The following is a 25,096-nucleotide window of genomic DNA, read 5'->3' on the forward strand; positions in this document are numbered from 1 at the left end:
CCGGAGACGCTGGCCGCCGAGCTGACGGCGGCGGGGCTGACACTCCGGGAGGCGTACGGGGACCTCGCGGGCGCCCCGTACGCGCCGGACGGGCCGCACTTCGCGGGGGTGGCGGGCCGGGGGGTGACGCCCGGCCCGGTGGCGGTCTCACGCCACCTCGAACCCCATCGCCACCGCGATCCCCACCGCCTGCGCCGGGTCGATCCGGGCGCCGGCCAGGGCGGTGCGGTCCAGGGTGTGGGCGTCGAGGGCGGTGAGGTCGGAGCCGCGCAGGTCGGAGCCGGTGAGGCTGACGCCGGCGAGGAGGGCGCCGGAGAGGTCGGTGCCGGTGACCTCGGCCTCGTCCAGGCGGGCGCCGCGCAGGTCGGCCTCGCGCATCCGGACCCCGTCCAGGACCGCCTTGCGCAGGTCGGCGCGGGGGAAGGAGGTGAACGACCAGTCGCCGCCGGTCACCTTCAGCAGCCGGAAGGAGCAGTCGTCGAAGGTGGAGCCGACCGCCTTGCACTGGTCGAGGCGGGCGTCGAAGAAGGAGCAGCGGCGGAATTCGCAGTGGGTGAAGGCGGTGGCGGTGAGGTGGGAGACGTTGAAGCGGACGCCGGAGAAGGTGCAGCGGTCGAAGCGGGCGCCGGTGCCGGTGGTCTCCGTCCAGTCCGTGTCGTAGAAGTCGCAGGCGGAGTAGGTCAGGCCGGTGAGGTCGCGGCCGTACCAGTCGTCACCGCGCAGGGTCTCGCCGGTGACGGGGGCGGGGTCCTCGGGGTGGAGGGAGGCGGGGTCGGGTGCGGGCATGAGGCCGATTGAACACCCGGCCACCGACAACGCCCGCGCAGCCCGCACCGGGCCGTGCCGGGAACGCTCTACCGCAGCAGCGCCCCGGTCCCGTCCGGCACCTGATGGGGCGTGAGGATCTCGGAGAACTCCGCCCCGGCCGCCACCGCCGAGCGCAGCAGCAGCGCCCCGGCCTGTCCGGCGAAGGCGGTCGGGTCGCCGTCGAGGGCGGGGGCCTGGGTGGCCAGCGCGCGGGGGTCGGTGGCGGAGGCGTACAGCTGCGGGTCGTGGTCGCGGTCGGCGGCGAGGAGGAGGGCGGTGGCGCGGCCGCGCGCGAAGGCGGTGGCGGTGTCGGGGACGCCTTCGGCGGCGCGGCGGCGGGCCAGGTCGCCGCGGAACCGTTCCAGGGCGGCGCGGTGGCGGGCGGTGGTCGCGTCGTGCAGGGCGGCGTCCACGCTGCGGCGCAGTTCGGCGAGGGTCGCGGGGTCGCCGCCGCTGGGGCGCCCGCCGGTGACCAGGACCAGGTCGGGCGGGATGTCGCCGGGGGCCGAGAAGGCGGGCGAGAGCCGGTCGCAGAGCGATTCGAGGGCCTGGGGGTCGCCGGTGACCGCGACCATGCGGGCCTTGACCTCGCCGACCGCCGCCAGCACGTCCTGCGCGACCTGGTCGGCGACGGCGGCCCAGGGGCCCTCACGGCGACGCCGGGTGACGCCGGTGACGGGCCCGTCGGCCAGCAGCCCGGCCAGGTGCAGGGTGGAGCCGTGGAAGGTGCGGCGGGTGTCGGGCTGTTCGGCGCTGACCGGGAAGGCGTCGACGTCGGCGCCGTGGTCGTCCACGGCCACGACGACGTGCGGGAGCTGGTGGTCGAGGTCGACGACGAGGGCCAGCGCGTCGGGGATCGGCAGCAGCGAGGCGTGGTCGCGAAGCGGCGGTGCGGCGAGGGTGTGCACGCCGAGGAGCCGGCCGTCGGCGGCGAAGACCGACTCGCCCTGCGGTCCGGGCAGGTCGGGGACGCCGCCGACCGCCTTGTCGAGGACGGTCAGGGTCGCCTCGTCGCAGCCGTGTTCGGCGAGGCCGTCACGGAGGGCGCGCCAGCGGTGCTCGATGTGGGTGGCGGAGAGGCGGTCGTCGTGGGTGGTGTCGAGGTGGACGGAGGCGACGGGCGCCCCGAGGTTCTCGGCACTCTCGTAGAGGGATACGACGGAACGCAGATCCATGACGTCCGGGGCCGGGCCCCGCCACCTCCAGCTCAGACCGGTCCAGCGCGGGCAGGATGCCCTTTTTAGCACGACCGGGGCGATATGCCGGGCGGGGTGGGCCCACCGGCCGGTCGGCGCGCGGGTGGCCGGTCCGCGCGGGGCGCGTGGGCGGGCCCTGTGAGAGCTGGCTCTCACGCCTGCCGCAACCGGAGTGGACAAGGCAGACTGTCCCCTGCGTTTCCCCGTGGCACAGGGACGGGACCGAAGAGACGCGGACGATGTGGACGCAGGGGGTCGGGATGAACGGCGGAGCACCGGTACCGGAGCAGCGCTCGGTCTCCGGCGGCGTGCCGGAGCAGCCCCCGGGGCCGGACTCGGAACGGATCGCTCCGGCAAAGGACGGCACGGGGTCGGCGGACGCCCCCGCAGCCCGCGGTTCCGCGATGCGGTACGCCGTCCTCGGCCCCGTACGGGCCTGGCGCGGCGGCGACCGGCTCGCCCCCGGCACCCCGCAGCAACAGGCCCTGCTCGCCGTGCTGCTGCTGCGCGAGGGCCGCACCGCCACCGCCCCCGAACTCATCGACGCCCTGTGGGGCGAGGAGCCGCCCCCGCAGGCGCTCCCGGCGATCCGCACGTACGCCTCCCGGCTGCGGAAGGTCCTCGACCCCGGCGACCTCACCAGCGTCTCCGGCGGCTACGCGCTCGCCGTGCCGCACGGTGCCCTGGACCTGACGGTCGCCCAGGAGCTGGCGGCCGAGGCGGAGAAGGCGGCCGGCTCCGGCGACCTGTGCCAGGCCCGCGCCCTGCTCAACAAGGCGCTCGGACTGTGGGACGGCGAGGCGCTGGCCGGCGTACCGGGCCCGCACGGCCGCACCCAGCGCACCCGCCTGGAGGAGTGGCGGCTGAGCCTCCAGGAGAACCTGCTGGAGATGGACCTCGAACAGGGCTGCCACACCGAGGCCGTCTCCGAGCTGACCGCGCTCACCGCGGCCCACCCGCTCCGCGAGCACCTGCGCGAACTGCTGATGCTCGCCCTGTACCGCTCGGGCCGCCAGGCCGAGGCCCTCGCCGTCTACGCCGACACCCGCCGCCTGCTCGCCGAGGAGCTGGGCGTCGACCCGCGCGCCGGGCTGCGGGAGCTCCAGAGCCGCATCCTCGCCGCCGACCCGGCCCTCGCCGAGCCCGAGACCGCGGCCGAGCAGCCCGCCTCCGCACCGGTGCGGCCCGCCCAGCTCCCGGCCACCGTCCCGGACTTCACCGGCCGGGCCGCCTTCGTCGCCGAACTGGGCGACGCGCTCGGCTCGGTCGGCGGCCGGGTCATGGCGGTCTCCGCCGTCGCGGGCATCGGCGGCGTCGGCAAGACCACGCTGGCCGTCCACGTCGCGCACGCCGCCCGGGCCGCCTTCCCGGACGGCCAGCTCTACGTCGACCTCCAGGGCACCGACGGCAGCGCCGCCGAACCCGAGACGGTCCTCGGCTCGTTCCTGCGCGCCCTCGGCACCCCGGAGTCGGCCGTTCCGGCCGGTCTGGACGAGCGGGCCGCCCTGTACCGCTCCACCCTCGACGGCCGCCGCGTCCTCGTTCTCCTCGACAACGCCCGCGACGCCGCCCAGATCCGGCCGCTGCTGCCCGGCGCCGGAGGCTGCGCCGCCCTCATCACCTCCCGGGTGCGGATGGTGGACCTGGCCGGGGCGCACCTGGTCGACCTGGACGTGATGTCCCCGGAGGAGGCGCTCCAGCTCTTCACCCGGATCGTCGGCGCCGAACGCGTCGGCGCGGAGCGCGAGGCCGCCCTCGACGTCGTCGCCGCCTGCGGCTTCCTCCCCCTCGCCATCCGCATCGCCGCCTCCCGGCTCGCCTCGCGGCGCACCTGGACGGTCTCGGTGCTGGCCGCCAAGCTCGCCGACGAGCGCCGCCGCCTCGACGAACTCCAGGCCGGCGACCTCGCCGTCAAGGCCACCTTCGAGCTGGGCTACGGCCAGCTGGAGCCCGCCCAGGCCCGCGCCTTCCGGCTGCTCGGCCTCGCCGACGGGCCCGACATCTCGCTCGCCGCCGCCGCCGCCCTGCTCGACCTGGACGCCGACGCCACCGAGGACCTCCTCGAATCCCTCGTCGACACCAGCCTCCTGGAGTCCGCCGCCCCGGGCCGCTACCGCTACCACGACCTGGTCCGCCTCTACGCCCGCGCCTGCGCCGAGCGCGACGAGGGCCCCGAGCAGGCAGCCGCCCTCTCCCGCCTCCTCGACTTCTACCTGGCGACCGCCGCCGGCGTGTACGCCCTGGAGCGCCCCGGCGACCAGCTCCACGCCCACCTGGCCCCCACCGAGGTGCCGGGCCTCGCCTTCACCGACCGCACGGCGGCCTGGGACTGGCTGTACCGGGAGGCGTCCTGCCTGCTGGCCTGCGTACGCCAGCACGCCGGGGGCGCCACGCTGCGGCGCGCCGTCGACCTGCTCTTCGCGGCGAAGGACCTGGCCGAGTCGGGGGCGGACGCCCGCCAGTACGAGCAGGTGGCCGCGGTGGCGCTGGCCGCCGCCGAGGAGCAGGAGGACCTGCTCGCCCAGGCCAGGGCGCGCACCACGCTCGCCCACTCCTACCGGCTGACCGGCAAGTTCGCCCAGGCCGACGAGGAGGCCGACCACGGCATGCGGCTGAGCGCCGCCGCCGGCGACCCGGTGGCGGGCGGCTACGCCTCCAACATCCGGGGCATCGTCGCGATCTACCACAACCGGCACACCGAGGCCGGCGCCTATCTGGGCCGCGCGATCGAGGAGTTCCGCGCCGACGGCAACCGCCCCAGCGAAGCCAGCGCCCTCAGCAACCTCTCCCGCGTCCTGCTCCAGAACGGCGAGCACGCCGAGGCCGTCGCCCTCGCCGAACGCGCCCTCGCCATCTACAACGAGGTCGGCCTCACCTGGCGGCTGGCCAACGCCATGTACGCGCTCGGCCTCGCCCTCGCCGCCTCCGGCCGCCACGAGGAGGCGGTGGACCAGCTCAGCGGGGCGCTGCCGGTCTTCCAGGAGAACCGCCAGCCGCTCTGGGAGGGCATGACGCTCTTCCGCATGGCGGAGATCGCCCTGGACACCGGGGGGCCCGCCAAGGCCGCCACCCTCGCCGAACAGGCCCTCGTGCGACTGCGCGGCATCGGCGGCGACTGGCGGCGCGGCAACGTCCTCACCGTCCTCGGCAAGGCGCTCTTCGCCCTCGGCCAGCAAGGCCGTGCGCGCGCCTGCTGGACGGAGGCACTGGGCGTGTACGAGCGTCTGAGCAGGCCGGAAGCGGCCGAGGTACGCGAGCTGCTCGCCCGCGCGCCGCAGTGATTGTCAGTCACCTGTTCTAGTGTGCAACCACGTTCATCGAACGTTTATCGGCCTCCGCCATGCTCCCCGTATCGATCCGTCGCGTCGGGGGGCAGGCGGATCGGCCGAGGCCGCCCCGCGCGGGTGGCCCGGGTTCTGTCCGGCGTCCTCGGGGGAGGCGCCGGGCGGAACCCTCTCCGGCCCCGGCCGGAGGCAGACCCGGACCGTTCAGGACATCAGGACATGGAGTCCCGCATGAGTGATGAGAAGAAGAAGGACCCGACCGTCGTCAAGCCCCTGGACGACCACGCCACGGGCGTCAAGGAGCCGAAGCCGCTCGACGACCACGCCACGGGCGCCACGCCGCAGGACGACCACGCCACCGGCGAAGAGGTCTGACCTTCCTCACACGTCCTCCTCCCCGCACGGGGGTGCGGGTCCGCGGCCCGGGGGGAGCCGCGGACCTTCAGGGGGAGGAGGAACGGGGGGAGTCACGGGGGGAATGCACGGGGGATCGGCCGCGGCGGCGCGGAGGGGGAGCCGTCGCGGCCGACGTGCGTCCGGGCACGGCCGGCCCGAAAACCAGATGCGCGACACGCGCCGTTACGCCACCGTGCCCCCATGACCTCACGCGTACGCCACATCACCCTCGACAGCCACGACCCTTACGCCCAGGGCCAGTTCTGGGCCCAGGTGCTCGGCGGGAGCATCTCCGACGAGGACTTCCCCGGCGACCCGGAGGCCCTGGTCCACACCGAGGGCGCCGCCCTCCTCTTCGTCACCGTGCCCGAGACCAAGACGCTGAAGAACCGCGTCCACCTCGACCTCCAGCCCGAGGACCGCACCCGGGACGAGGAGGTCACCCGCCTGCTGGGCCTCGGCGCCCGCCTGGTCGACGACCGGCGCCGCCCGGACGGGCGCGGCTTCGCGGTCCTCGCCGACCCGGAGGGCAACGAGTTCTGCGTGGAGCCCTCGGCCGCGGAACGGTCCGCCTGACCCACCCCGCCCGCCCGAAAGTGAGCCACGTGCCCGACCGCTCCCCCGCCTTCACCCCCCGCCCCCTGCGCACCGACCGCCTCGACCTGCTCCCCCTCCACCCGGACCACGCCGCCGAACTGGCCCCCGTCCTCGCCGACCCGGCCCTCCACACCTACATCGGCGGCGAACCGCTGGACGCCCCGGCCCTGCGGGAGCGGTACGCCCGCTGGGCGGCCGGCTCCCCCGACCCGCGGGTCGTATGGGCCAACTGGGCGGTGCGGCTGCGCGAGGCCGGCGCCCTGGTGGGAACCGTGCAGGTCACGGCGGGACCGGGCCCGGTCGCCGAGCTGGCCTGGGTGACGGGCACCGCCTGGCAGGGCCGCGGCGTCGCCACCGAGGCGGCGAAGGCCCTGGTGGCCGAGGTCCTGCGCCACGGCGTGCCGACCGTCGTCGCCCACGTCCACCCGGAGCACGCCGCCTCTGTCGCGGTCGCCTCGGCCGCCGGCCTGCGGCCGACCCCGCACTGGCAGGACGGGGAACGGCGCTGGGAGCGGACGAAGGAGCCCGCCGGGGCCTGAGCGGCACCCGGCGGGCTCCTCACGTACGCCGCAGCGTCAGACCGTCACCGCCGTCACCCGGTCGACCTCGCAGTCGCGGACCTGGGCGGCCTTGCGCGGGTTGGTCATGCGGACGGTGACGGTGCGGGTCTCGCCGGGGGCCACGCGCAGCTTGGTGGTGGGGCTGTCGAGGGTGGAACCGGCGGCGTTCTCGAAGTGCAGGGCGAGGCTGACGCTCAGGTCGCCCGCCGTGGAGTGGGAGGTCACGCGCAGCGCCGCCGTGGTGTCCGCCTTGGCGCGCTTGGTGCGGCCGGGCCCTGCGCAGTCCACGACGGTGACGGTGACCTGGTCGGTGGTGGTGGAGGACGAGGAGCCGCCGGAGGAGGACGAGGAGGTGTCGTCCTGGTGCGTGTCGCGGTAGCCGCCCCGGTAACCGGAGCCGTGCGAGGTGTCGTTGCTCTTCTTCGAGCTGGAGCAGCCGCCGCCCGAGCTCGACGACGACCGGCTCTTGCTCTTGGAACCGCTCTTGCCGCTGCTGCTCCCGGTGGAGAAGCCGGTCAGCGCCAGCACCACCACGATCAGTACCGCCCCGAAGCGCAGGTGTCGTCCCATCTCAAGCCCCCGTGTCTCCCCTGGCCACGCGCCCGTACCCCGGCGCCGTACGGGAGTTCACGCTAGCGGCGCCCGCCGCCGGGGCGGCCACCGGGGACAGGGCTGCGACGGGACCTTTACCGAGCCTTGACCGAACGCGGACAAGGTTGTCCGGATCATGGCCTCGGCGCGGTCCCCGTCCCCTTGACCGCGTCCAGCGCGTAGACGCAGCGGTCCTTGCTGCACGCGTACACCACGTTGCCGTGAACGACGGGGGTGCCGGTGATCTCGCCGCCGGTGGCGAGCTTCCAGCGGAGCTGGCCGCCGGCCGCGTCGAGGGTGTAGAGGCAGTGGTCGGCGGAGCCGAAGTGGATGCGGCCGCCGGCCGCGACGGGCGAGCCGATGACCTCGCCGCCCGCCTGGAACCGCCACTTCGGGGTGCCGGTGACGGCGTCCAGGGTGTACAGCCCCTTGCCGCTGCCGACGTGCACGTGGCCGCCGGAGACCAGCACCGGTTCGGTGGCCGAGCGGGCCTCGGTGGCGATCCGCCAGCGGTCGCGGCCGTCGGTGGCGTCGAGGGCGTAGACCGTTCCGAGGTAGTCGGTGAGGTAGACGCCGCCGCCGGTGACGGCCGGGCCGGGGGCGAAGGCCGGCGGGGAGAGGAAGACGGCGGGCGACTCGAAGTGCCAGCGGACATGGCCGCCGAGCACGTCGATGGCGAGCGCGCGGGTCCCCGCCGCCACGTACACGTACCCGTCGGACGCCTGGGTGAGCCGGACCGGGACGCCGCCGCAGGAGGCCGCGTCGCCGATCGGGTACGACCAGCGCTCCTGGCCGGTGCGGGCCTCCAGGGCGCGCAGCCGGGCGTCCTGCCAGACGTAGACGGTGCCGTCGTGGACGACCGGGCCGGCCTCGGGAGTCTCGAAGTCGGTCTGGGCGCCGGTCAGTTCCCACAGCTTCTCGCCGTTGGCCGCCTCCCACGCCTGGACGCCGCCACCCCGGGTGCCGGTGACGACGGTGCCCCGGTCGGCCTTGAGGGAGTACACCCAGGCGTCGGTCGGCATCCGCCACAGGTCGGAGCCGTCGGCCGCGTCCAGGGCGTAGAGGGTCGGCCCGTCGGAGGCGTGGATGCGGCCGTCGGCCACCGCCATCGACCAGGCGACGTCGCGGGTCTTGAACCGGCGGCGGCCGGTGGCCACGTCGAGGGCGTGCACCTCGAAGGAGGTGACGTAGACGAGGTCCCCGGCGAGCGTCGGGGTTCCCCACACGTCGTTGGACATGCGGAACCGCCACGGCCGCCAGGAGGCGGGCCCGGCGTCCGGCGGCGCGGTCGGCGGCGGCACGGCCGGCACCGGCGGCGCGGCGGGCCCGCCGGGCGCAGCGGCCCCCGCGACCAGGAGGCGGCCAGGCCCCCGCCGGGCGGGGCGGCGCGGCGGGCTGCCGCCTTGCTGTCGGCGACGCGCGGGCCGGGCCCGATCGGCACCGGCAGCCCGGCCAGCCGGACGGGGCCGCCGTGGGGGGCGCCGTCACCGGGCCAGACCGGCTCGGGGGACTGCTCGTCCGGGGTGTACGCGGGCGGGGGCGGCACCGGAGGCCGGCGCGGGGGCGGCGGGGGCACGGCGGGGCGGGCGCGGTTCCCCGCGGAGACGGCGACGCGGCCGCCGCGGCGCTCCTCGATGAGGCCGACGGCGGACTCGGGCAGCCAGGCGGAGGCGGTGCCGCTGTCGTCGCTGCCGGAGCCGAAGAGGTGCGGGGCGAGCTGCGCCTGGAGGTCGGCGGGGCTGGGGCGCAGCGGCGCCTCCATCTGCATGCAGGACTCGATGAGCGGCCGCAGCTCCTCGGGCAGCCCTTCGAGGTCGGGCCCCTCGCGGAGCAGCATGAAAACCGTCTCGACCGGGTTGGCGCCGTGGTACGGGGCGTGGCCGGTGGCGGCGAAGACCAGGGTGGAGCCGAGCGAGAAGACGTCGCTGGCGCCGGTGACGCTGCGGGAGTCCTTGGCCTGCTCGGGCGACATGTAGGCGGGGGTGCCGACGGCGACGTTGGTCATGGTCAGCCGGGTGTTGGAGACGCCGGAGGCGATGCCGAAGTCGATGACGCGCGGGCCGTCCTCGACGACCAGGACGTTGGACGGCTTGAGGTCGCGGTGGACGAGCCCGGCACCGTGGATCGACTGGAGCGCCTCGGCGATGCCGGCGGCGAGCCAGCGCACTGCGGGCGCGGGCAGCGGCCCGCACTCGTTCACTATTTCTTCCAGCGAGGGCGCCGGTACGTAGGCGGTGGCGAGCCAGGGGACGGGGGCGCGGGGGTCGGCGTCGACGACGGCGGCGGTGTAGAAGCCGGAGACGGCGCGCGCGGCCTCGACCTCGCGGGTGAAGCGGACCCGGAACAGCTGGTCCTCGGCCAGCTCGGTGCGGACGGTCTTGATCGCCACCCGGCGTCCCGAGGCCGACCTGGCCAGATACACCAGGCCCATACCGCCGGCCCCGAGCCGCGACAGCACCTCGAACGGTCCGATCCGTCTCGGATCGTGCTGCGTCAGCTGCTCCACCACTACCTGCCCACCTCCCCGTACGGACCGCCCTTCAGGACGGTCCCGTGCAGCGTCTCACCCACCGCACCGCCCCCGGCGGTACGCCCCCCGATTGTTGCTGGCCGGGCGGTGCGTGGCGAACCCGGTGCGGAACCGGGATGTCTCGCCATGATCCCCTACGAACCGGGCACGCCGACCGCCCCCCGCCCCCACCGCATCCCACCATGCCCGCTACCCGGGGATGCCACCAGCGTGGCGAAGGGGGTGGCACCGAGCCGCCACCCGTCGCCAGCCCCCGCCACCTCGTCCACAACCTGTGGACGGCGCGCCCCCGCCACCGGTACGCGCCGCCCGGCCCCGCGCACCACTCGTTCGGCCCAGCGAACGGCGTCCCCGAGGTGCCCGCGCGACCCCGGGAAGGTAAGGCGACGACACCGCCGCAAGGCGCGGGCAATCCCCCGGACAACAGTCCGCACGCCACCCCCGCACCCCTGCCGAATAAGCGTCCGAGCGCAATACGAGGGCCATATTCGGGAGCCGTTCGCGGGCCCCTTTACCCCCTCACGAAGGCCATTTCCCTTGGCCCGACCCCATTTGCAGTCGACCGAATCGCGCTCTGTTCGGCCGTCGGTAAGCTGACAGCATGACAGGACAAGTACGCACCGTCGACGGCCGCGTGGCCGGGCGACGCGGTCAGGCGACACGTCAGAAGTTGCTCGACTGCCTCAGCGAAATGCTCAACTCGTCGCCTTACCGGGACGTCAAAGTCATCGATGTCGCCCGCAAGGCCGGAACATCACCCGCGACCTTCTACCAGTACTTCCCCGATGTCGAAGGGGCGGTGCTGGAGATCGCCGAACAAATGGCCTCGGAAAGCGGCTCTTTGTCGGAAGTCCTGGAAGGGCGCAGCTGGGTCGGGAAGGCCGGCTGGCAGACCGCCCAGGACTTCGTCGACGACTTCCTCGACTTCTGGAAGAAGAACGACGCGATCCTCCGCGTGGTCGACCTCGGCGCGGCGGAGGGCGACAAGCGGTTCGCCAAGCTCCGCCTGAAGATCCTCAACTCCGCGACCACCCCGCTCACCGGCTCCATCAAGGAGCTCCAGGCGAAGGGCCGCGTCGACAAGGACATCAACCCGGCCGCCGTCTCCGGCGCCCTGGTCGTCATGCTCTCGGGCGTCACCTCCCAGCTCAAAGGCTTCCAGACCTGGGGCGTCAAACAGGCCGACCTCCGCCCGAACCTGGCCCAGCTGGTCCACCTCGGCGTCACCGGCAAGAAGCCCACGAAGTAACCCGCCCCACCCCAGCGGAAACGGTCCTCCTCCCTCACCTCCCCCCGCTCCGCCCCGCCCCCCGTCCTGTCTGCACACGGCGTCCCGCCCACCCGGGCGGGACGCCGTCGTGGCATGAGGCACCACGTACAGCCCGGCCGGCGCTTGTGGCCACTCTTTGACCGCCACGGCCAAACCGAAGCCCGGCCCACACCACAGCCCGGCCGGCGCTTGAGGCCATCTTTGACCGCCACGGCCAAACCGAAGCCCAGCCCAAAAACAGCCCGGCCGGCGCTTGAGGCCACCCCACCCCGGCCCCCGAGGCCGAACCGCCGGACCGCACCCCAAGCGAATGGGCAACCATGCCCCCATGAGCACCCCGGCAGAAACCCTGGAAGCCCTGCTGCGCCAGCAGCACCCGGCGCAGAACAACCCCCCGGCCTTCGACCCTGCGGGCACCCCGGCGGAGCCCCTCCCCCTGTTCGTCACCTGGTTCGCGGAAGCGACGGAGGCAGGCCAGCCGGAACCCCACACCCTGTCCCTGGCCACGGTGGACCCCGACAACGCCCCGGACGTCAGAACGGTGACCCTGCGCGGCGCGGACGCACGAGGCTGGCGCGTCGCCACCCGCTCCGACAGCCGCAAGGGCCACCACCTGGCGGCCACCCCCAAGGCCGCCCTCGGCTTCTACTGGCCTGCCCGAGCCCGCCAGATCCGCATCCGGGGCCCGGTCTTCCCGGCCTCCCCCGAGGAGTCCCGCGCCGACCTGCACGCCCGCTCCACCGGCGCCCTGGCGGCGGCCCTGACCGGCCACCAGAGCGCCCCCCTCGCCTCCCTCGACGAACTGGCCGACGCCTCCCGCGCGGCGTGGCGCGCCGCCGAGGCGGACCCGGAACGGGACGTACCGCAGTGGACGGTCTACATCGTGGCCGCCACCGAGGTCGAGTTCTGGCAGCACGACCCCGCCCGCCGCCACCGCCGCCTCGCCTACCGCCGCCCGTCACCGGACACGAACACCTGGACCAAGCACCTCCTGTGGCCGTGAACCGCCCCCGCGCACACGTACGCACCGGAGGCGGCCGGGCGAGGCCGGTCCTCCGGTGCGTACCCGTGTGGGCGCGTGTGTGTGGGCGCGTGAACGTGTCTCTGTGCGAGAGGTCAGATCTGGTTGGCGAGGCGCTTGAAGGCGGCCTTGGTGCCGGAGCCGGCGATGCCGTCGATGGCACCGGTGTAGCCGTAACGGGCCTTCAGCAGCCGCTGGAGCGCCTTCACGGTCTCCTTGCCGACGATCCCGTCGATCTTCCCCTTGTAGCCGTTGTACTTCTTCAGCGGCCGCTGGATGCCCTTCCAGCTCTCGGTGCCGAGCAGGCCGTCGATGGCGCCCTTGTACCCCCAGTTGGCCTTGATGTCGCGCTGGACCTTCTTGGCCTCGGCGGAGGTGAGGCCGAGGTTGTTGACGGCGCGCGGGGCGACGGCGGCGGCGCTCACCGAGGGCTGCGCGGCCGGGGCGGCGGCGGCCGTCCCGGCCACGCCGAGGGTGCCGGCCGCGATACCGACGGCGGTGGTGACACTGACGAGCGTCCTGGTCAGGGCACGCATGTGATTTCCCTTCACTGGGCGGAGAGCCGGCCCGGCGGCCCGCTCTCCGCCCAGACTGGGGCCGCCGCCCCGCCGTCGGCCACGTCCGCCGGGCCGATGCGGAGCGGACGGGACGGCAGCCGCCCTGACCTGCTGGGACGCGGTGGCCCGAGGGAGACGGTGGGACGCTCCTAGAGGCTCCCCTCACCCCTCCCGACCCGAAGGCGTACTCCTCGAACTCCGCGAGCGGCTCGTAACCGAGCCTGCGGTACAGGCCGTTGCTGGTCGGGTTGGCGACGTCGGTGAAGAGCACGGCCTCGTCGCCTCCGGCGGTGACGCGGGCGCTGAGGTCGGCGGTGACGGCGCCCGCGTAGCCGCGCCCCCGCAGGGCGGGCGGGGTGTACACGGTGGTGACGCGGACCGAGCCCGCGACGGGCAGCGTGGCCACGGCCATGGCGACGGGCCGCCCGCCGTCCTCCCAGAGCCGGATGCCGCCCCGGGCGAGCCCCGCGTCGACCCAGGCAGCCGCACCGAGCCCGACCGTCGCCCCCACGTCGGCCGCGAACCCGTCGTGCCACCGCTCCAGCGTCGCCCGGTCCGCCTCACCGGCGCTCCGGGCCCGCCCCGGCGGCAACGCCGGCCGGTGCAGACCACCCAGCCGGTAGAGCCGCTTGCGGAAGGTACGCCGGGTCGCCTGCCCGGTCGTACGCGCCCACTCCCCCGCGAAGGCACGGGCCTGTTCCACCGGCGCCCCGACCCCGCCGGGCGCGGGCCCCTCTCCCTCGGCCAGCACCCTGGCCAGCCCCCGCGCGGCCGCCTCGTCCCCGCCGACCACCATCGGCACGTGCGGCGGCGTCCACAGCAGCACGGCGGACACCTCCCCCGACACCGCCCGCCACCCGAACCGCGGCGGCTCGTCCCCGTACAGGTCCAGCCCCCGCCGCCCCAGTGCGTCCGAAACCGTCAACGCCACGGTGTGCAGGGCCGGCCGCGACCGCAGGTACGCTCCGCCGGCCGTCAGGAACTCCTCCAGCGACCCGGTGAGCCGCCAGCCACCCTCCTCCTGGCGCCCGTTCGGGCCGTCGTCCACCGCACGCCGCTCCGGACCGCCGTCGCTCCCCATGGGCCGCTCCTCGTCGTCTCCGGCGGGCCGGCTCGCCCCCGCCCGCACAGGTCCCGGCATCCTCACAACGCCCCCGGCCACCCGCCACCGAAATTCACCCGGCGCGCCACTGCGAGCGCCCACCTGGTCCTACCAACTGACGTACACCACCGGCGATTTCCGGATACGTCCCGCCACATCGACGACCGTGACCCATTCGCAACGGATTTCGGCCGTCGCCGCCGGTTTCCGCCCGCCGGGATCACTACGCTCGACGCTCATGACCGAAGCACAGCCCCTCACTCTCCCCACCCCTTCCCCCACTCCCGCGCACACCGTGCATCCCGTGTACGTGATCGGCGGCGGGCCCGGCGGTCTGGCGGTCGCCGCCGCGCTGCGCGGGCGCGGGGTGCGCGCGGTGGTCCTGGAGAAGGCGGACGCGATCGGCGCGGCCTGGCGCGGCCACTACGAGCGGCTGCGGCTGACCACCACCCGGCGCCACTCGGCCCTGCCGGGCGTCCCCATGCCGCGCTCCTTCGGCCGCTGGACCTCCCGCGCCGACCTGGTCCGCTACCTCGACAAGTACGCGGAGTTCCACGAACTGGAGATCGTCACCGGCGTCGAGGTCGCCCGGATCTCCCCGGTCGAGGGGGACCTGTGGCGGCTGGAGGCGTCCGGGGGCCGGGTGCTCACCGGTAGCGCCGTGGTCGTCGCCACCGGGTGGAACCACACCCCGTACCTGCCGGAGTGGCCGGGCCGCGAGAGGTGGACGGGAACGTTCCTGCACGCCTCCCGCTACCGCGACGCCCGCCCCTACGAGGGCCAGGACATCCTGGTCGTCGGCGCCGGAGCCACCGGCTGCGACCTCGCAGCCGATCTCGCCGAAGGGGGTGCGGCCCGGGTCCGCCTGGCCGTCCGCACTCCCCCGCACCTGCTGCGCCGCTCCACCCTCGGCTGGCCCGCCCAGCGCTCGGCGCGCCTGGCCCGCCGTCTCCCGGCCGGGCTCGCCGACGCCCTGTTCCGGCTCCACCGGATCGGCGTGCCCGACCTGTCCGCGCACGGGCTGCCGCGCCCCTCCGACGGCCCCTACAGCCGCGCCCGTGCCGGACGCCCGCCCGTCCACGCCACGGAACTCGCCGCGCTCGTGGCCGTCGGCTCGGTCGAGCCGGTCGCCGCCGTCGAGTCCTTCGACGGGGCCGAGGTCGTCCTCGCCGACGGCAGCCGCATCACCCCGGACACCGTCATCGCCGCCACCGGCTACCGGCGCGGCCTCGAAGAACTCCTCGACGGCCTCGACCTCCTCACCCCCGACGGCACCCCCGCCCCCGGCGCCTCCGCCCCCGGCCTCTACTTCACCGGCTTCACCGACCCGGCCGACGGCACCCTCCACCACCTCTCCCGCACCGCCACCCGCACCGCCCGAGCCATCCCCCGCGACCGGGCCCGCCGCCTCCGGGCCTGACCCGCCCCGCCTCACTGGGGTGTGGCTGCGCCGCGTCTGGGGGTGCCGGTCTTTGGCCGCGCCCTGTCACCGACCGGCCTCAAGCGCCGGCCAGGCTGTTGATTGCCGGGCTCCGTCTCCGCCGTGCCGGTCAAAGATTGGCCTCAAACGCCGGCCGGGCTGTGAGGGTCGCGGTTTCTCCGGCACGGGGGTGGGGCGGGGCCGCGCCGGGGTACCTCCTCACAAACTGCATGGTGCGGGGTCAATTGGAGCATGGCGGCCTCGTGTGCAGTTTGCTGCGGGGGCACCCCGGCACGACCCCACCCCACGGTCTCGTACGCGGCCAACCGCCGGGGGAGAGGATGAGGCCGTCACCGATACCGGCCCTCTCCACAGCAACCACCGTCGTCACTTCAGCTGGTCACACAGATCAATGGCTGGCGGCCTGTCTTTTCTCCTCCCACCGGCGGGACGACGCCGGCGAGACGGAAGGGCGGGGTCGTGCCGGGGTGCCCCCGCAGCAAACTGCACACACGGCCGCCTTGAAGCGACTGACCCCGCACCATGCAGTTTGTGAGGAGGTACCCCGGTGCGGCCCCGCCCGACCCAGACGGCGAACGAACCGCGAATCCCTATAGCCCGGCCGGCGTTTGAGGCCAATCGGTAACCCGCAGGGTCAAGGCGGGCAGGCAGAGACGAACCCCAGCCACAGCGCAACCGAACCAAGCCCGGCCGGCGCTTGAGGCCCCCACCCCCTGACCGGCACGGGCGAACCGCCGCCCAGCCAAAGGACAGCCCAACCGGGCCGGAGCCCAACCAAGGGCTACCGGCCCCGCCCCACCCGGATCATCAAGGCAAGCAGAGCCGCCACCGCACACAACCCCCCGGAGGCATACCAGACCACGTCGTACGACCCGAACAGATCCCGGGCCACGCCCCCGGCGAAAGCAACAACCGCAGCCCCCACCTGATGGGAGGCGAGAACCCAGCCGAAGACGATCGCACTGTCCTCCCCGAACCGCTCCCGGCAGAGCGCCATGGTCGGCGGCACGGTAGCGACCCAGTCGAGCCCGTAGAACACGATGAAGAACACCATCGGCGGCCGCACATCAGGAGCGAGCAGCATCGGCAGAAAGAGCAGCGACACCCCACGCAGCGCGTAGTAGACGGCGAGCAGCCGCCGGGAGTCGAACCGGTCGGTGAACCACCCCGAGGCCACGGTCCCGACCACGTCGAACACCCCGATGACGGCGAGCAGCGAGGCAGCAGCCGTGACCGCCATCCCGTGATCGTGCGCGGCCGGCACGAAGTGCGTCTTCACCAGCCCGTTGGTGGAGGCCCCGCAGATCGCGAAGGTCCCGGCGAGCAGCCAGAAGGTCCCGGTCCGCGAGGCCCGCCCCAGCACGGCGACCGCACGCCGCGCGGCCCCGCTCACAGGCGCGGGCTTGGCCACGAACTCCCGCGCCCCGTACGGCGCGAGCCCCACATCGGCCGGATGGTCGCGGAGCAGCAGCCACACCAGCGGAACGACAGCGAGCGCGGACACCGCGATGGTGACGGAGGCGGGCCGCCACCCGTGCTCGGTCACGAGCCAGCCGAGGAACGGCAGGAAGACCAGTTGCCCGGACGCGGCCGCGGCCGTGAGCACCCCACTGACCAGCCCGCGCCGCGCACGGAACCACCGGTCGGTGACAGTGGCGGCGAAGGCCAGTGCCATCGACCCGCTGCCGAGCCCGACCAGCACGCCCCAGAACAGCACGAGTTGCCAGGCGGCGGTCATGAAGACGGTGAGCCCGGCCCCGGCGGCGATCACGGCGAGGGCGACCGCGACGACCCGCCGGATGCCGAACCGGTCCATCAGGGCGGCGGCGAACGGCGCGGTCAGCCCGTACAGCGCGAGGTTGACGGAGACGGCGAAGCCGATCGTCCCGCGCGACCAGCCGAACTCCTCGTTCAGCGGGTCGATGAGGAGCCCGGGCAGGGAGGCGAAGGAGGCGGCGCCGACGATCGTCAGGAAGGTGGTGGCCGCCACCCACCAGGCCCGGTGGACACGGCGGCGGGGCGGACGCGGCCCCTCGGGGGCGGCCGGAACACCGGTGCCTCGTACGGGGGTCCGGGGATGCGGGTCAGCTCTCACCGGCCCAGCATCGGCCCGCCTCCCCACCGCTTCGAGTGGCCCGGAGGACAGCCTTCGCTACGATCGGGCCATGGAGCCCGCCACCCCCGCCCCGCCACGGCCGCACCGTGTCGTGGTGCTCGCCCTGGACGGTGTCCTCACCTTCGAACTGGGCATCCCCCAGCGCATCTTCGCCCTCCCCCGCGACGCCGCGGGCCGCCCCCTGTACGAGGTGGTGACCTGCTCGGTCCGCGAGCCGGGCCCGGTCCGCACCGACGCCGACTACACGGTGAGGGTGGAGCACGGCCCCGAGGCACTGGCCACCGCCGACACCGCGCTGATCCCGGCCACCCACGAACTGGGCCCGCTCCTGGGGGAGGGCGTCCTCCCCGCCGAACTGGCCTCCGCCCTGACCCTGGTACGTCCCGAGGCCCGCCTCGTCTCGATCTGCACCGGCGCCTTCGTGCTGGCGGCGGCGGGGCTGCTGGACGGGCGGCCGGCCACCACGCACTGGGGGTACACCGCGGTCTTCCGGCGCCTCTTCCCCGCCGTACGGCTCGACCCGGACGTGCTCTTCGTCGACGACGGGTCGGTCCTCACCTCGGCCGGGGTCGCCGCCGGCCTCGACCTCTGCCTGCACCTGGTCCGCCGCGACCACGGCGCGGCCGTCGCCAACGACGTGGCGCGCCGCACCGTCCTGCCGCCCCACCGCGACGGCGGCCAGGCCCAGTACGTCCGCAGCCCGGTCCCCGAGCCGCGGGCCTCCACCACGGCGGCCGCCCGCCGGTGGGCGCTCTCCCGGCTGCACGAGACGATCAGCCTGCGCGAGCTGGCGGCCCGCGAGTCGATGTCGGTGCGGACCTTCACCCGGCGGTTCCGCGACGAGGTGGGGCTCAGTCCGGGCCAGTGGCTGGTCCAGCAGCGCGTGGAGCGGGCCCGGGCACTGCTGGAGACCAGCGACCTGCCGGTGGAGCGGATCGCCCGCAACTCCGGCTTCGGCACGGCCCAGTCGCTGCGCCAGCACCTCCAGGCGGCGATCGGCGTCACCCCGACCGCGTACCGGCGTACCTTCCGCGCGGCGGACGCGGGCGGGCCGGGCCGGGGCTGAGCCCGGCCCGGCGGGTCAGAGCCCCTGCGGCAGCGCGAACCCCTGGATCTCCGGCGCCACGGCGGCCTCGTAGGCGGCGGCCGGGGCGGGGGCGTGCGTATCGATCTCGCACCAGATGCGCTTGCCCTCGCCCTCGGGCTGCCAGCCCCAGCGGTCGGCGAGGCCGTCGACCAGTTCCAGGCCGCGGCCGTTGGTCTCCTCGCGGTCCGCGTGGCGCTGGAGCGGCGGGTGGGCGCTGGCGTCGGCGACCTCGACCCGGACGGTGCCGGGCGGACAGCCGGGCGCGGCGGGCAGTTGTATCCGCAGCACGGCCGGGGAGCCGGTGTGCACCACCGCGTTGGTGACCAGCTCGGACACGATGAGGATCAGGGTGTCGGCGAGCGCGTCGTCGACCCCCGTACCGGGACCCGTGAGCCGGGAACGGGCCCATCTGCGGGCCCGCCCGACCTCCGCGGGATCGGCCCCGACCTCCAGCTGAACTTGAAGCACCTGCACCGCTCACACCATCCGAACCGGCGGACACATCGCCTCGCGCCTCCACAGGATCACGGAACGTGATCCCTCGGAGAGACAGCATGGTTGACGTACAGTCACCCCAACAAGCGCTTCGGGCATATTCCAGCGCGAAGGAGTACGCGTGCTGCATACTGTGCGACGCGTGCCGAGGGGAGTCGAACACGGGGCTTCCCCGCCTCGCCCTGCCCGGCGACCGGCGCGCGCGACGCACTGCGGGGCCGCCTCGTGGGCGCCACCGGGCCGCGTCGGAGGACGCCGTACCGCTCGCATCCGCCCCAAGGTACCCGAGCGACCGGGTGACTCCATGCCGTGACGGGTGCGGGCGAGGGCACCACCCGGTATCGACAGTCCGTGACCGCGTGCGCCCCCGGCGCACGCCGTCGGTACGTGTTCTCCGCCGGGGTGCCGTCGGTCCTCCTGGCGCCCCTCCCGCACGGCGCGTACGCCGCTGTCACAGCCCCTCATTCCTGTCCCTGTCCGTGCCCCCCCCCCGGAACGCCCTCACAGATCCCGGGCGTCGGGGTCGGCGGTGGTGAAGTAGGCGGCGACGGCCTTCAGCAGGCGGTCCTCACCGATGCGTCCCTCGTCGCCGTCGAGCGTCTCCACGGCGGCGGTGGCGGTGTCGGGCTCGATGCCCAGCGCGGTGAGCATGCGCACCGTCTGCGTCCGCCCGGCGGCGCGGTCCTCGCCGCCGTCGGCGACGGCCACGGCGGCCCGCACGAAGGGGCGGGCGATCTCCGCGAACCGCTCGGGGCTGTCCCGCAGCCGCTTGACCGCGCTGTGCGCGAACTCGGAGCGGGTGATGCGCTGGTCGCCGTCGCGGTCCGCGATGCCGGCGAGCCCCTGCCAGAGGGCCTCGGCGCCGTAGTAGAGGGCCTGGCCCTTCTCGGAGCGGGCGGTGGCGCCGAACTCGGCGAGCAGGGCCGCGGCGGCGGCGCTGAAGTCCTCGCGCGAGATGTGGCCGTTGCCGTCCTGGTCGAACACGGTGAACCTGGCGGCGATGGTGCGCTGGTACTGGGCACTGTCCATGGGCTGGGGGACCGCCTCTCGATCGGTCTGGGCTGCGGCTCCTGACGTGGCCCGCGCACCGGGGTGCGGAACACCGGCCACCGCCTGGGAGATTACGTCGCCCCCGCCACGACCTGCGCCGATTCGCGGGATTCTGTGCCAGGACCGCAACACTGCGCCCCACGCGGAGCGGCGGAGGTCGCGGTGCGGGACCGTCCGGTCACGGCGCGGGGCCGTACGGGGCCGGGGAAGCGGGGCGGATCAGGCGGTGAGGGGGCGGGTCTGCTCGTCGAGGGCGGCGGTGACGTCCGGGTAGACCTCGAAGAGCCGGCGTACGCCGAGCGCGGCGAGGACGCGGTTGACGTGCGAGCCGTCCTCGGCGCCCTTGGCCGGGAGGATCAGCCGCAGCCTGCCCTGACAGGAGCGGATCAGGCGGCGGGTCGCGATCAGGACACCGACGCCGCTGGAGTCGCAGAACAGGACGTCGGAGAGGTCGAGGACGAGTTCGTGCCGTCCTTTCGCCACCACGTCGTGGACCCGCTGGCGCACCACCGGGGAGCTGACCAGGTCGAGTTCGCCCGCCACATGGAGCACAGCCCACCCGCCGTGCTCCGCGTCGGTCACTGTGAGCGCCACGCCGTCCTGCCTCCCGCTCGCTGATCCGGAAGCCATTCCTACGCTTCCGCTTCGTACGCGGCTGCCCGGCCGCACTCCCATGAAACACCCCCGTGCGCACGGTCCATGATCCAGCACACCCGGTCATGGCCGAATACCGCCCCTCCCTTGCCGACGTGGCCGGTTCCGGCCGCTCCCCCGGCGTGATCAGCACGGTTACGCCGTCCCGCGCGCCCCCTCCCGCACCACGCGCCCCAGCGGGCGCCCGGCGGCTCCGGGGCGTCCGGGGACTTCCCGACGGCGTGCGTGAGCTGCCGCACACCCACTACCACCAGCACGTCCCCCGCGTCAGCACATTGCCGCAAAGGGGGGTGTGAACCCCGTCCGCGCACTACATTGCCTCCCAGAGCCCGTGCGCGCACCGGCATCCCGGAGAACGGCCGGTTCGCATCCGGCCATGTCCGGGCGCCCCCGGGCTCACCGGACCGGGAGGGGGCCGTATGACGCCGGGGACACCGTGTGACCGCGACCGGCTGATGCGCGACCGCCTCCTCGACGGCGAGGCGGCCGCCCTCGGCGAGCTCTACGACCGTTACGCGCCCCTCGTCCACAGCCTGGCCCACCGGGTCCTGGAGGACGAGCGGGCCGCCGACCGCGTCACCCGGGACGTCTTCACCCACGCCTGGGAGCGCCCGGGCGACTTCACGCCGGGCGAGCGCTCGCTCCGCTCCTGGATCGCCTCGCTCGCCCACCACCGCGCGGTCGAACTCCTGCGCGCCACCGGCGCCGCCGAGCACGCCGTCACCGGCCGCGGCAGCGCCGAGGAACTGGAGCGGACCGTGCACCGGGCCGCCACCGCCGCCCGCGCCGACTACATCGTCACCGCCATGCCCGCCCCGCTCCGGGCCGCCCTCAACCTCGCCTACCACCAGCGGCGCGACCACCGGCAGACCGCCGCCGACCTCGGCGTCAGCGAGGAGGAGGTACGCCGCAGGCTGCGCCTGGGCCTCCAGATGCTGGCCACCGCCGGGGCGCCCCGGCCGCCGGGCGCCCCGTCCACCTTCTCCGGCGCGATATGACCGCGGCCCGGCTCGACGTGGACCACCGCGCGCTGATGTCGTACCTCGGCGCCTGGGCGCTCTCCGCCTGCTCGCCCGAGGAGGCGGCGGCGGTCGAGAGCCACCTTCCCGAGTGCGCCCGGTGCGCCGAGGAGGCCCACCGGCTGCGGGACGCCGTCGGCCTGCTCCACCACGAGGAGCCGCTCGACCTCGACCCGGGGCTGCGCGCCCGCGTCCTGGAGAGCTGCCTGGACCGGCGCCCGCCGAAGATCCCGGTGCCGGAGTGGGCGGCCGCGTACGACACGGAGACGGCGCGGCTCGACGCGCTGCTCCAGGACATCCAGGACGCCGAGTGGCACGCGCCGGTGCGGCTGCGCTGGTTCGAGGGCGAGAAGCAGGTGGGGCGGCGGACCACGGTCGCCGGGGTGATCGGGCACCTGATGACCGTGGACGGCCTGGTCGCGGTCGCCCTCGGCCTGGAGGACCCGCTCGGCGCGCGGACCCCGGCCCACCTGGTGGCGCCGGACGCCCGGACCGAGGCCCTGTGGAACGCCTCGCCGCTGCCGCAGACCCGCTCGGTACGGCGGCCGTGGCGGGAGCAGAGCCACCGGCTGGTCAGCGCGCTCTCGCTGGAGAGCGACCGCTCCGCCGCCCTGGACGTGGCGTACGGCGGATACGCGCTGCCGCTGCGGGACTCGCTGCTGGACCGGGCCTTCGAGTGCTGGGTGCACGCCGAGGACATCGCGGGGGCGGTGGACTACCCGTACGACCCGCCCAAGCCGCGCCACCTCAACGGGATGATCGACCTGGCGGCGCGGATGCTGCCCGGGGTGATCGGGCGGCGGCGCGAGGCGGGGCTCGGGCGGGGTGAGCCGGAGCCGGGCGGCGTGCTGCACCTGGAGATCGAGGGCGCGGGCGGCGGCGACTGGTACATCGGGCTGGACGGCGAGGCCGACGAGACCGGGGCGGAGTCCGGGCGGGCGGTGGCGCACGTGGCGCTGGACGGCGTGGAGTTCTGCCGGCTGGCCGCCGGCCACGTGCAGCCCCGGGAGGCGGCGGCCGGGCAGGACGGGGACATGGACGCGGTCCACGAGGTGCTCTTCGCGGCGGCCTCGCTCAGCCGCATGTGAGGCGCGCCCGGGGTGGACCGGGCGCGCCGGTGAGTCCTCAGGCGAAGACGACGGTGCGGTGGCCGTTGAGCAGGATGCGGTGCTCGGCGTGCCACTTCACGGCGCGGGCGAGCGCCTGGCACTCGACGTCGCGGCCGACGGCGACGAGCTGCTCGGGGGTGACCTCGTGGCCGACCCGCTCGACCTCCTGCTCGATGATCGGGCCCTCGTCGAGGTCGCTGGTGACGTAGTGCGCGGTGGCGCCGATCAGCTTCACGCCCCGGGCGTGCGCCTGGTGGTAGGGCTTGGCGCCCTTGAAGCTCGGCAGGAAGGAGTGGTGGATGTTGATGATCCGGCCGCTGAGCTGCTTGCAGAAGTTCTCCGAGAGCACCTGCATGTAGCGGGCGAGCACCACCAGCTCGACGCCCTCCTGCTCGACCAGGTCCAGGACGCGCTGCTCGGCCTCGGCCTTGGTGTCCTTGGTGACCGGGATGTGGTGGAAGGGGATGCCGTACGACTCGACCAGCTCGGCGAAGGTCGGGTGGTTGGAGACGACGGCGGCGATGTCCACCGGGAGGGCGCCGATGCGGGCGCGGAAGAGCAGGTCGTTGAGGCAGTGGCCGAACTTGCTCACCATGAGGACGATCCGCATGCGCTCCTCGGAGCGGTGGATCTGCCACTCCATGCGGAAGGAGTCGCCGATGGCGGCGAAGGAGGCTCGGAGCTTCTCGACGGAGACCGGGGAGCCGGCCGAGAAGGAGACCCGCATGAAGAACAGGCCCGTGTCGTGGTCGCCGAACTGCTGGCTGTCCTCGATGTTGCAGCCGGTCATGAAGAGGTAGCTCGACACGGCGTGGACGATGCCTTGCCTGTCGGGGCAGGCGAGGGTGAGGACGTAGCTGTCGGTCGGCTCCTCGGCGGGGCCGGGCTGGTCAGTCATGCTGGCCAGGGTCCCATATCGCCGGGGGCCGTGGCCTCACTCGCCGGCCGGGCTCGCTGGCCTGCGGCCCGGCTGGGGTGTCTTTCGGCTGCGCCCCGGTTTGCCCGTACCGGTCACCGATTGGCCTCAAACGCCGGCCGGGCTGTGGGGTTCGCGGTTCGTTCGCCGTCTGGGTCGGGCGGGGCCGCACCGGGGTACCTCCTCACAAACTGCAGGGTGCGGGGTCAGTCGCTTCAAGGCGGCCGTGTGTGCAGTTTGCTGCGGGGGCACCCCGGCACGACCCCGCCCTACCGTCTCGCCGGCGTCGTCCCGCCGGTGGGAGGAGAAAAGACAGGCCGCCCCCCATTGATCTGTGAGACCAGCTGAAGTGACGACGGTGGTCGCTGTGGAGAAGCCCGGTATCGGGGACGGCCTCATCCCCTCCCCCGGCGGTCGGCCGCGTACGAGACCGTGGGGCGGGGACGTGCCGGGGTGCCCCCGCAGCAAACTGCACACGAGGCCGCCATGCTCCAATTGACCCCGCACCATGCAGTTTGTGAGGAGGTACCCCGGCGCGGCCCCACCCCACCCCCGCACCGGAGAAACCGCGAACCTCACAGCCCGGCCGGCGATTGAGGCCAATCGTTGACCGGCACGGGCAAACCGGGGCGCAGCCGAAAGACACCCCAGCCGGGCCGCAGGCCAGTGAGCCCGGCCGGCGAGTGAGGCCATGGGTGAGCGGGGCGGTCGAAGCGGAGCCCAGCGGCCGGGGGGCGGGGTCAGGCGGCGCGCTTGAGGGAAGTCAGGGCGTCGAGGGTGCGGGGAGGCACGTCGGGGTCGTCGCCGTCGGCGGCGGCGAGGGCGACGTGGGCCTGGCGGGCGGCGTGGACCGCCTCGGGCCATCCGGGGTGCTGGAGATAGACGGGGACGGCGGCGTCCGGGCCGACCTCGTGGAGTATCCGCAGCACCTTGAGGACGGCGGCGTCCACGAGCGCGGCCTCGTGAGCGTCACGGAAGATCGTGCCGACGTACTTGTCGGCGGACCAGTTGTCGAGCCAGGTGTCCTCGACCAGGCGGTAGACGGCGTCGGTGACGTCGCCGTAGCCCGGAAGGCCGGCGAGCCAGACGTTCTGCTGGAACGCGGCGTCGGAGAGCATGTGCAGCCCTGAGCGCACATTCAGGCGCCAGCGCCACCACGGCATGTCGGTCATGGGCATGCCGCCCATGGTGGAGGAACGGCGGGCACGACGGGAAGACTTCTCCGAGCTTTGCACGGTCATGGATGGTACGTTCCCGGGCATCCCGCCCGCCGCGCACCCCCAATTCACCTCTCCGTC

General features: G+C 74.4%; 20 protein-coding genes and 2 pseudogenes. 10 read left to right on the top strand and 12 right to left on the bottom strand.

Going from position 1 to position 25,096, the window contains the following annotated elements; all coding sequences use genetic code 11:
- Positions 1-147 precede the first annotated feature (147 nt).
- Together OIM89_RS11765 and OIM89_RS11770 are read right to left on the bottom strand one after the other, a co-directional pair.
- The gene (locus OIM89_RS11765) at positions 148-786 is read right to left on the bottom strand and encodes a pentapeptide repeat-containing protein (protein ID WP_030699310.1); all 639 of its coding nucleotides are present in this window, start codon (positions 784-786) and stop codon (positions 148-150) included.
- Positions 787-854: 68 nt separating this feature from the next.
- Positions 855-1,982 carry a hypothetical protein gene (locus OIM89_RS11770; protein ID WP_264491243.1) on the bottom strand — a complete coding sequence of 376 codons (1,128 nt, stop codon included), beginning with the start codon at positions 1,980-1,982 and terminating at the stop codon, positions 855-857.
- Positions 1,983-2,263: 281 nt separating this feature from the next.
- On the opposite strand from OIM89_RS11770, the gene OIM89_RS11775 reads away from it, so the two are divergent.
- The 4 genes from OIM89_RS11775 to OIM89_RS11790 all read left to right on the top strand — a co-directional run bounded on the left by OIM89_RS11775 (position 2,264) and on the right by OIM89_RS11790 (position 6,819).
- Positions 2,264-5,284: an AfsR/SARP family transcriptional regulator gene (locus OIM89_RS11775; protein ID WP_030699308.1), complete on the top strand. Its 3,021-nt coding sequence runs from the start codon at positions 2,264-2,266 to the stop codon at positions 5,282-5,284.
- A 234-nt stretch (positions 5,285-5,518) separates the two neighbouring features.
- A complete protein-coding gene (locus OIM89_RS11780) occupies positions 5,519-5,662 on the top strand; it encodes a hypothetical protein (protein ID WP_175458065.1) in 144 nt (47 codons plus the stop codon).
- Between the two features lie 222 nt (positions 5,663-5,884).
- Positions 5,885-6,259 carry a VOC family protein gene (locus tag OIM89_RS11785; RefSeq protein ID WP_030699307.1) on the top strand — a complete coding sequence of 125 codons (375 nt, stop codon included), beginning with the start codon at positions 5,885-5,887 and terminating at the stop codon, positions 6,257-6,259.
- A gap of 29 nt (positions 6,260-6,288) precedes the next feature.
- Entirely contained in the window at positions 6,289-6,819 is a 531-nt protein-coding gene (locus OIM89_RS11790) for a GNAT family N-acetyltransferase (protein ID WP_175458064.1), read from the top strand.
- 36 nt (positions 6,820-6,855) lie between these two features.
- Here OIM89_RS11790 and OIM89_RS11795 read toward each other — a convergent pair whose 3' ends face one another.
- Positions 6,856-7,410, bottom strand: a complete 555-nt coding sequence (locus OIM89_RS11795; RefSeq protein ID WP_030700059.1) for a hypothetical protein — start codon at positions 7,408-7,410, stop codon at positions 6,856-6,858.
- Between the two features lie 155 nt (positions 7,411-7,565).
- Positions 7,566-9,940: pseudogene (locus tag OIM89_RS11800) on the bottom strand (PQQ-binding-like beta-propeller repeat protein).
- Positions 9,941-10,562: 622 nt separating this feature from the next.
- Here OIM89_RS11800 and OIM89_RS11805 point away from each other — a divergent pair.
- Together OIM89_RS11805 and OIM89_RS11810 are read left to right on the top strand one after the other, a co-directional pair.
- The gene (locus tag OIM89_RS11805; RefSeq protein ID WP_023417711.1) at positions 10,563-11,210 is read left to right on the top strand and encodes a TetR family transcriptional regulator; all 648 of its coding nucleotides are present in this window, start codon (positions 10,563-10,565) and stop codon (positions 11,208-11,210) included.
- Positions 11,211-11,559: 349 nt separating this feature from the next.
- Entirely contained in the window at positions 11,560-12,234 is a 675-nt protein-coding gene (locus OIM89_RS11810; protein ID WP_264491244.1) for a pyridoxal 5'-phosphate synthase, read from the top strand.
- A gap of 113 nt (positions 12,235-12,347) precedes the next feature.
- On the opposite strand, the gene OIM89_RS11815 is transcribed toward OIM89_RS11810, so the two are convergent.
- Together OIM89_RS11815 and OIM89_RS11820 are read right to left on the bottom strand one after the other, a co-directional pair.
- Positions 12,348-12,788 (bottom strand): peptidoglycan-binding domain-containing protein, encoded by a 441-nt coding sequence (locus tag OIM89_RS11815; RefSeq protein ID WP_151168444.1) that lies wholly within the window; start codon positions 12,786-12,788, stop codon positions 12,348-12,350.
- 199 nt (positions 12,789-12,987) lie between these two features.
- A pseudogene (locus tag OIM89_RS11820) lies at positions 12,988-13,890 on the bottom strand (GNAT family N-acetyltransferase); the annotation flags it as partial.
- Positions 13,891-14,149: 259 nt separating this feature from the next.
- Here OIM89_RS11820 and OIM89_RS11825 point away from each other — a divergent pair.
- Entirely contained in the window at positions 14,150-15,331 is a 1,182-nt protein-coding gene (locus OIM89_RS11825; RefSeq protein ID WP_264491245.1) for a flavin-containing monooxygenase, read from the top strand.
- Positions 15,332-16,133: 802 nt separating this feature from the next.
- Here OIM89_RS11825 and OIM89_RS11830 read toward each other — a convergent pair.
- Positions 16,134-17,342, bottom strand: coding sequence for an MFS transporter (locus tag OIM89_RS11830; protein ID WP_151170400.1), 1,209 nt, complete (start codon positions 17,340-17,342; stop codon positions 16,134-16,136).
- 175 nt (positions 17,343-17,517) lie between these two features.
- Here OIM89_RS11830 and OIM89_RS11835 point away from each other — a divergent pair, with 175 nt between their 5' ends.
- A complete protein-coding gene (locus OIM89_RS11835; protein ID WP_238470832.1) occupies positions 17,518-18,534 on the top strand; it encodes a GlxA family transcriptional regulator in 1,017 nt (338 codons plus the stop codon).
- A 15-nt stretch (positions 18,535-18,549) separates the two neighbouring features.
- Here the strand turns inward: OIM89_RS11835 and OIM89_RS11840 are convergent, their stop codons facing one another.
- From OIM89_RS11840 to OIM89_RS11850, 3 genes are all read right to left on the bottom strand, one after another.
- Positions 18,550-19,029 (bottom strand): ATP-binding protein, encoded by a 480-nt coding sequence (locus tag OIM89_RS11840; RefSeq protein WP_264491246.1) that lies wholly within the window; start codon positions 19,027-19,029, stop codon positions 18,550-18,552.
- Between the two features lie 522 nt (positions 19,030-19,551).
- Positions 19,552-20,079: an EF-hand domain-containing protein gene (locus tag OIM89_RS11845; protein ID WP_003950101.1), complete on the bottom strand. Its 528-nt coding sequence runs from the start codon at positions 20,077-20,079 to the stop codon at positions 19,552-19,554.
- A gap of 240 nt (positions 20,080-20,319) precedes the next feature.
- The gene (locus tag OIM89_RS11850; RefSeq protein WP_030700069.1) at positions 20,320-20,694 is read right to left on the bottom strand and encodes an STAS domain-containing protein; all 375 of its coding nucleotides are present in this window, start codon (positions 20,692-20,694) and stop codon (positions 20,320-20,322) included.
- A 479-nt stretch (positions 20,695-21,173) separates the two neighbouring features.
- Here OIM89_RS11850 and OIM89_RS11855 point away from each other — a divergent pair, with 479 nt between their 5' ends.
- Together OIM89_RS11855 and OIM89_RS11860 are read left to right on the top strand one after the other, a co-directional pair.
- The gene (locus OIM89_RS11855) at positions 21,174-21,752 is read left to right on the top strand and encodes an RNA polymerase sigma factor (RefSeq protein WP_151168446.1); all 579 of its coding nucleotides are present in this window, start codon (positions 21,174-21,176) and stop codon (positions 21,750-21,752) included.
- The gene (locus OIM89_RS11860; RefSeq protein ID WP_030700071.1) at positions 21,749-22,861 is read left to right on the top strand and encodes a maleylpyruvate isomerase N-terminal domain-containing protein; all 1,113 of its coding nucleotides are present in this window, start codon (positions 21,749-21,751) and stop codon (positions 22,859-22,861) included. Before OIM89_RS11855 ends, OIM89_RS11860 begins: the two co-directional genes overlap by 4 nt.
- A 37-nt stretch (positions 22,862-22,898) precedes the next feature.
- Here the strand turns inward: OIM89_RS11860 and purU are convergent, their stop codons facing one another.
- Positions 22,899-23,780, bottom strand: a complete 882-nt coding sequence (gene purU, locus OIM89_RS11865; protein ID WP_030700072.1) for a formyltetrahydrofolate deformylase — start codon at positions 23,778-23,780, stop codon at positions 22,899-22,901.
- Positions 23,781-24,538: 758 nt separating this feature from the next.
- Complete coding sequence (locus OIM89_RS11870; protein WP_078858241.1) at positions 24,539-25,039, bottom strand: SCO4402 family protein; 501 nt, start codon at positions 25,037-25,039, stop codon at positions 24,539-24,541.
- Positions 25,040-25,096 lie beyond the last annotated feature (57 nt).

The organism is Streptomyces sp. BI87, from assembly GCF_025957665.1.
Lineage (GTDB): Bacteria > Actinomycetota > Actinomycetes > Streptomycetales > Streptomycetaceae > Streptomyces > Streptomyces albidoflavus.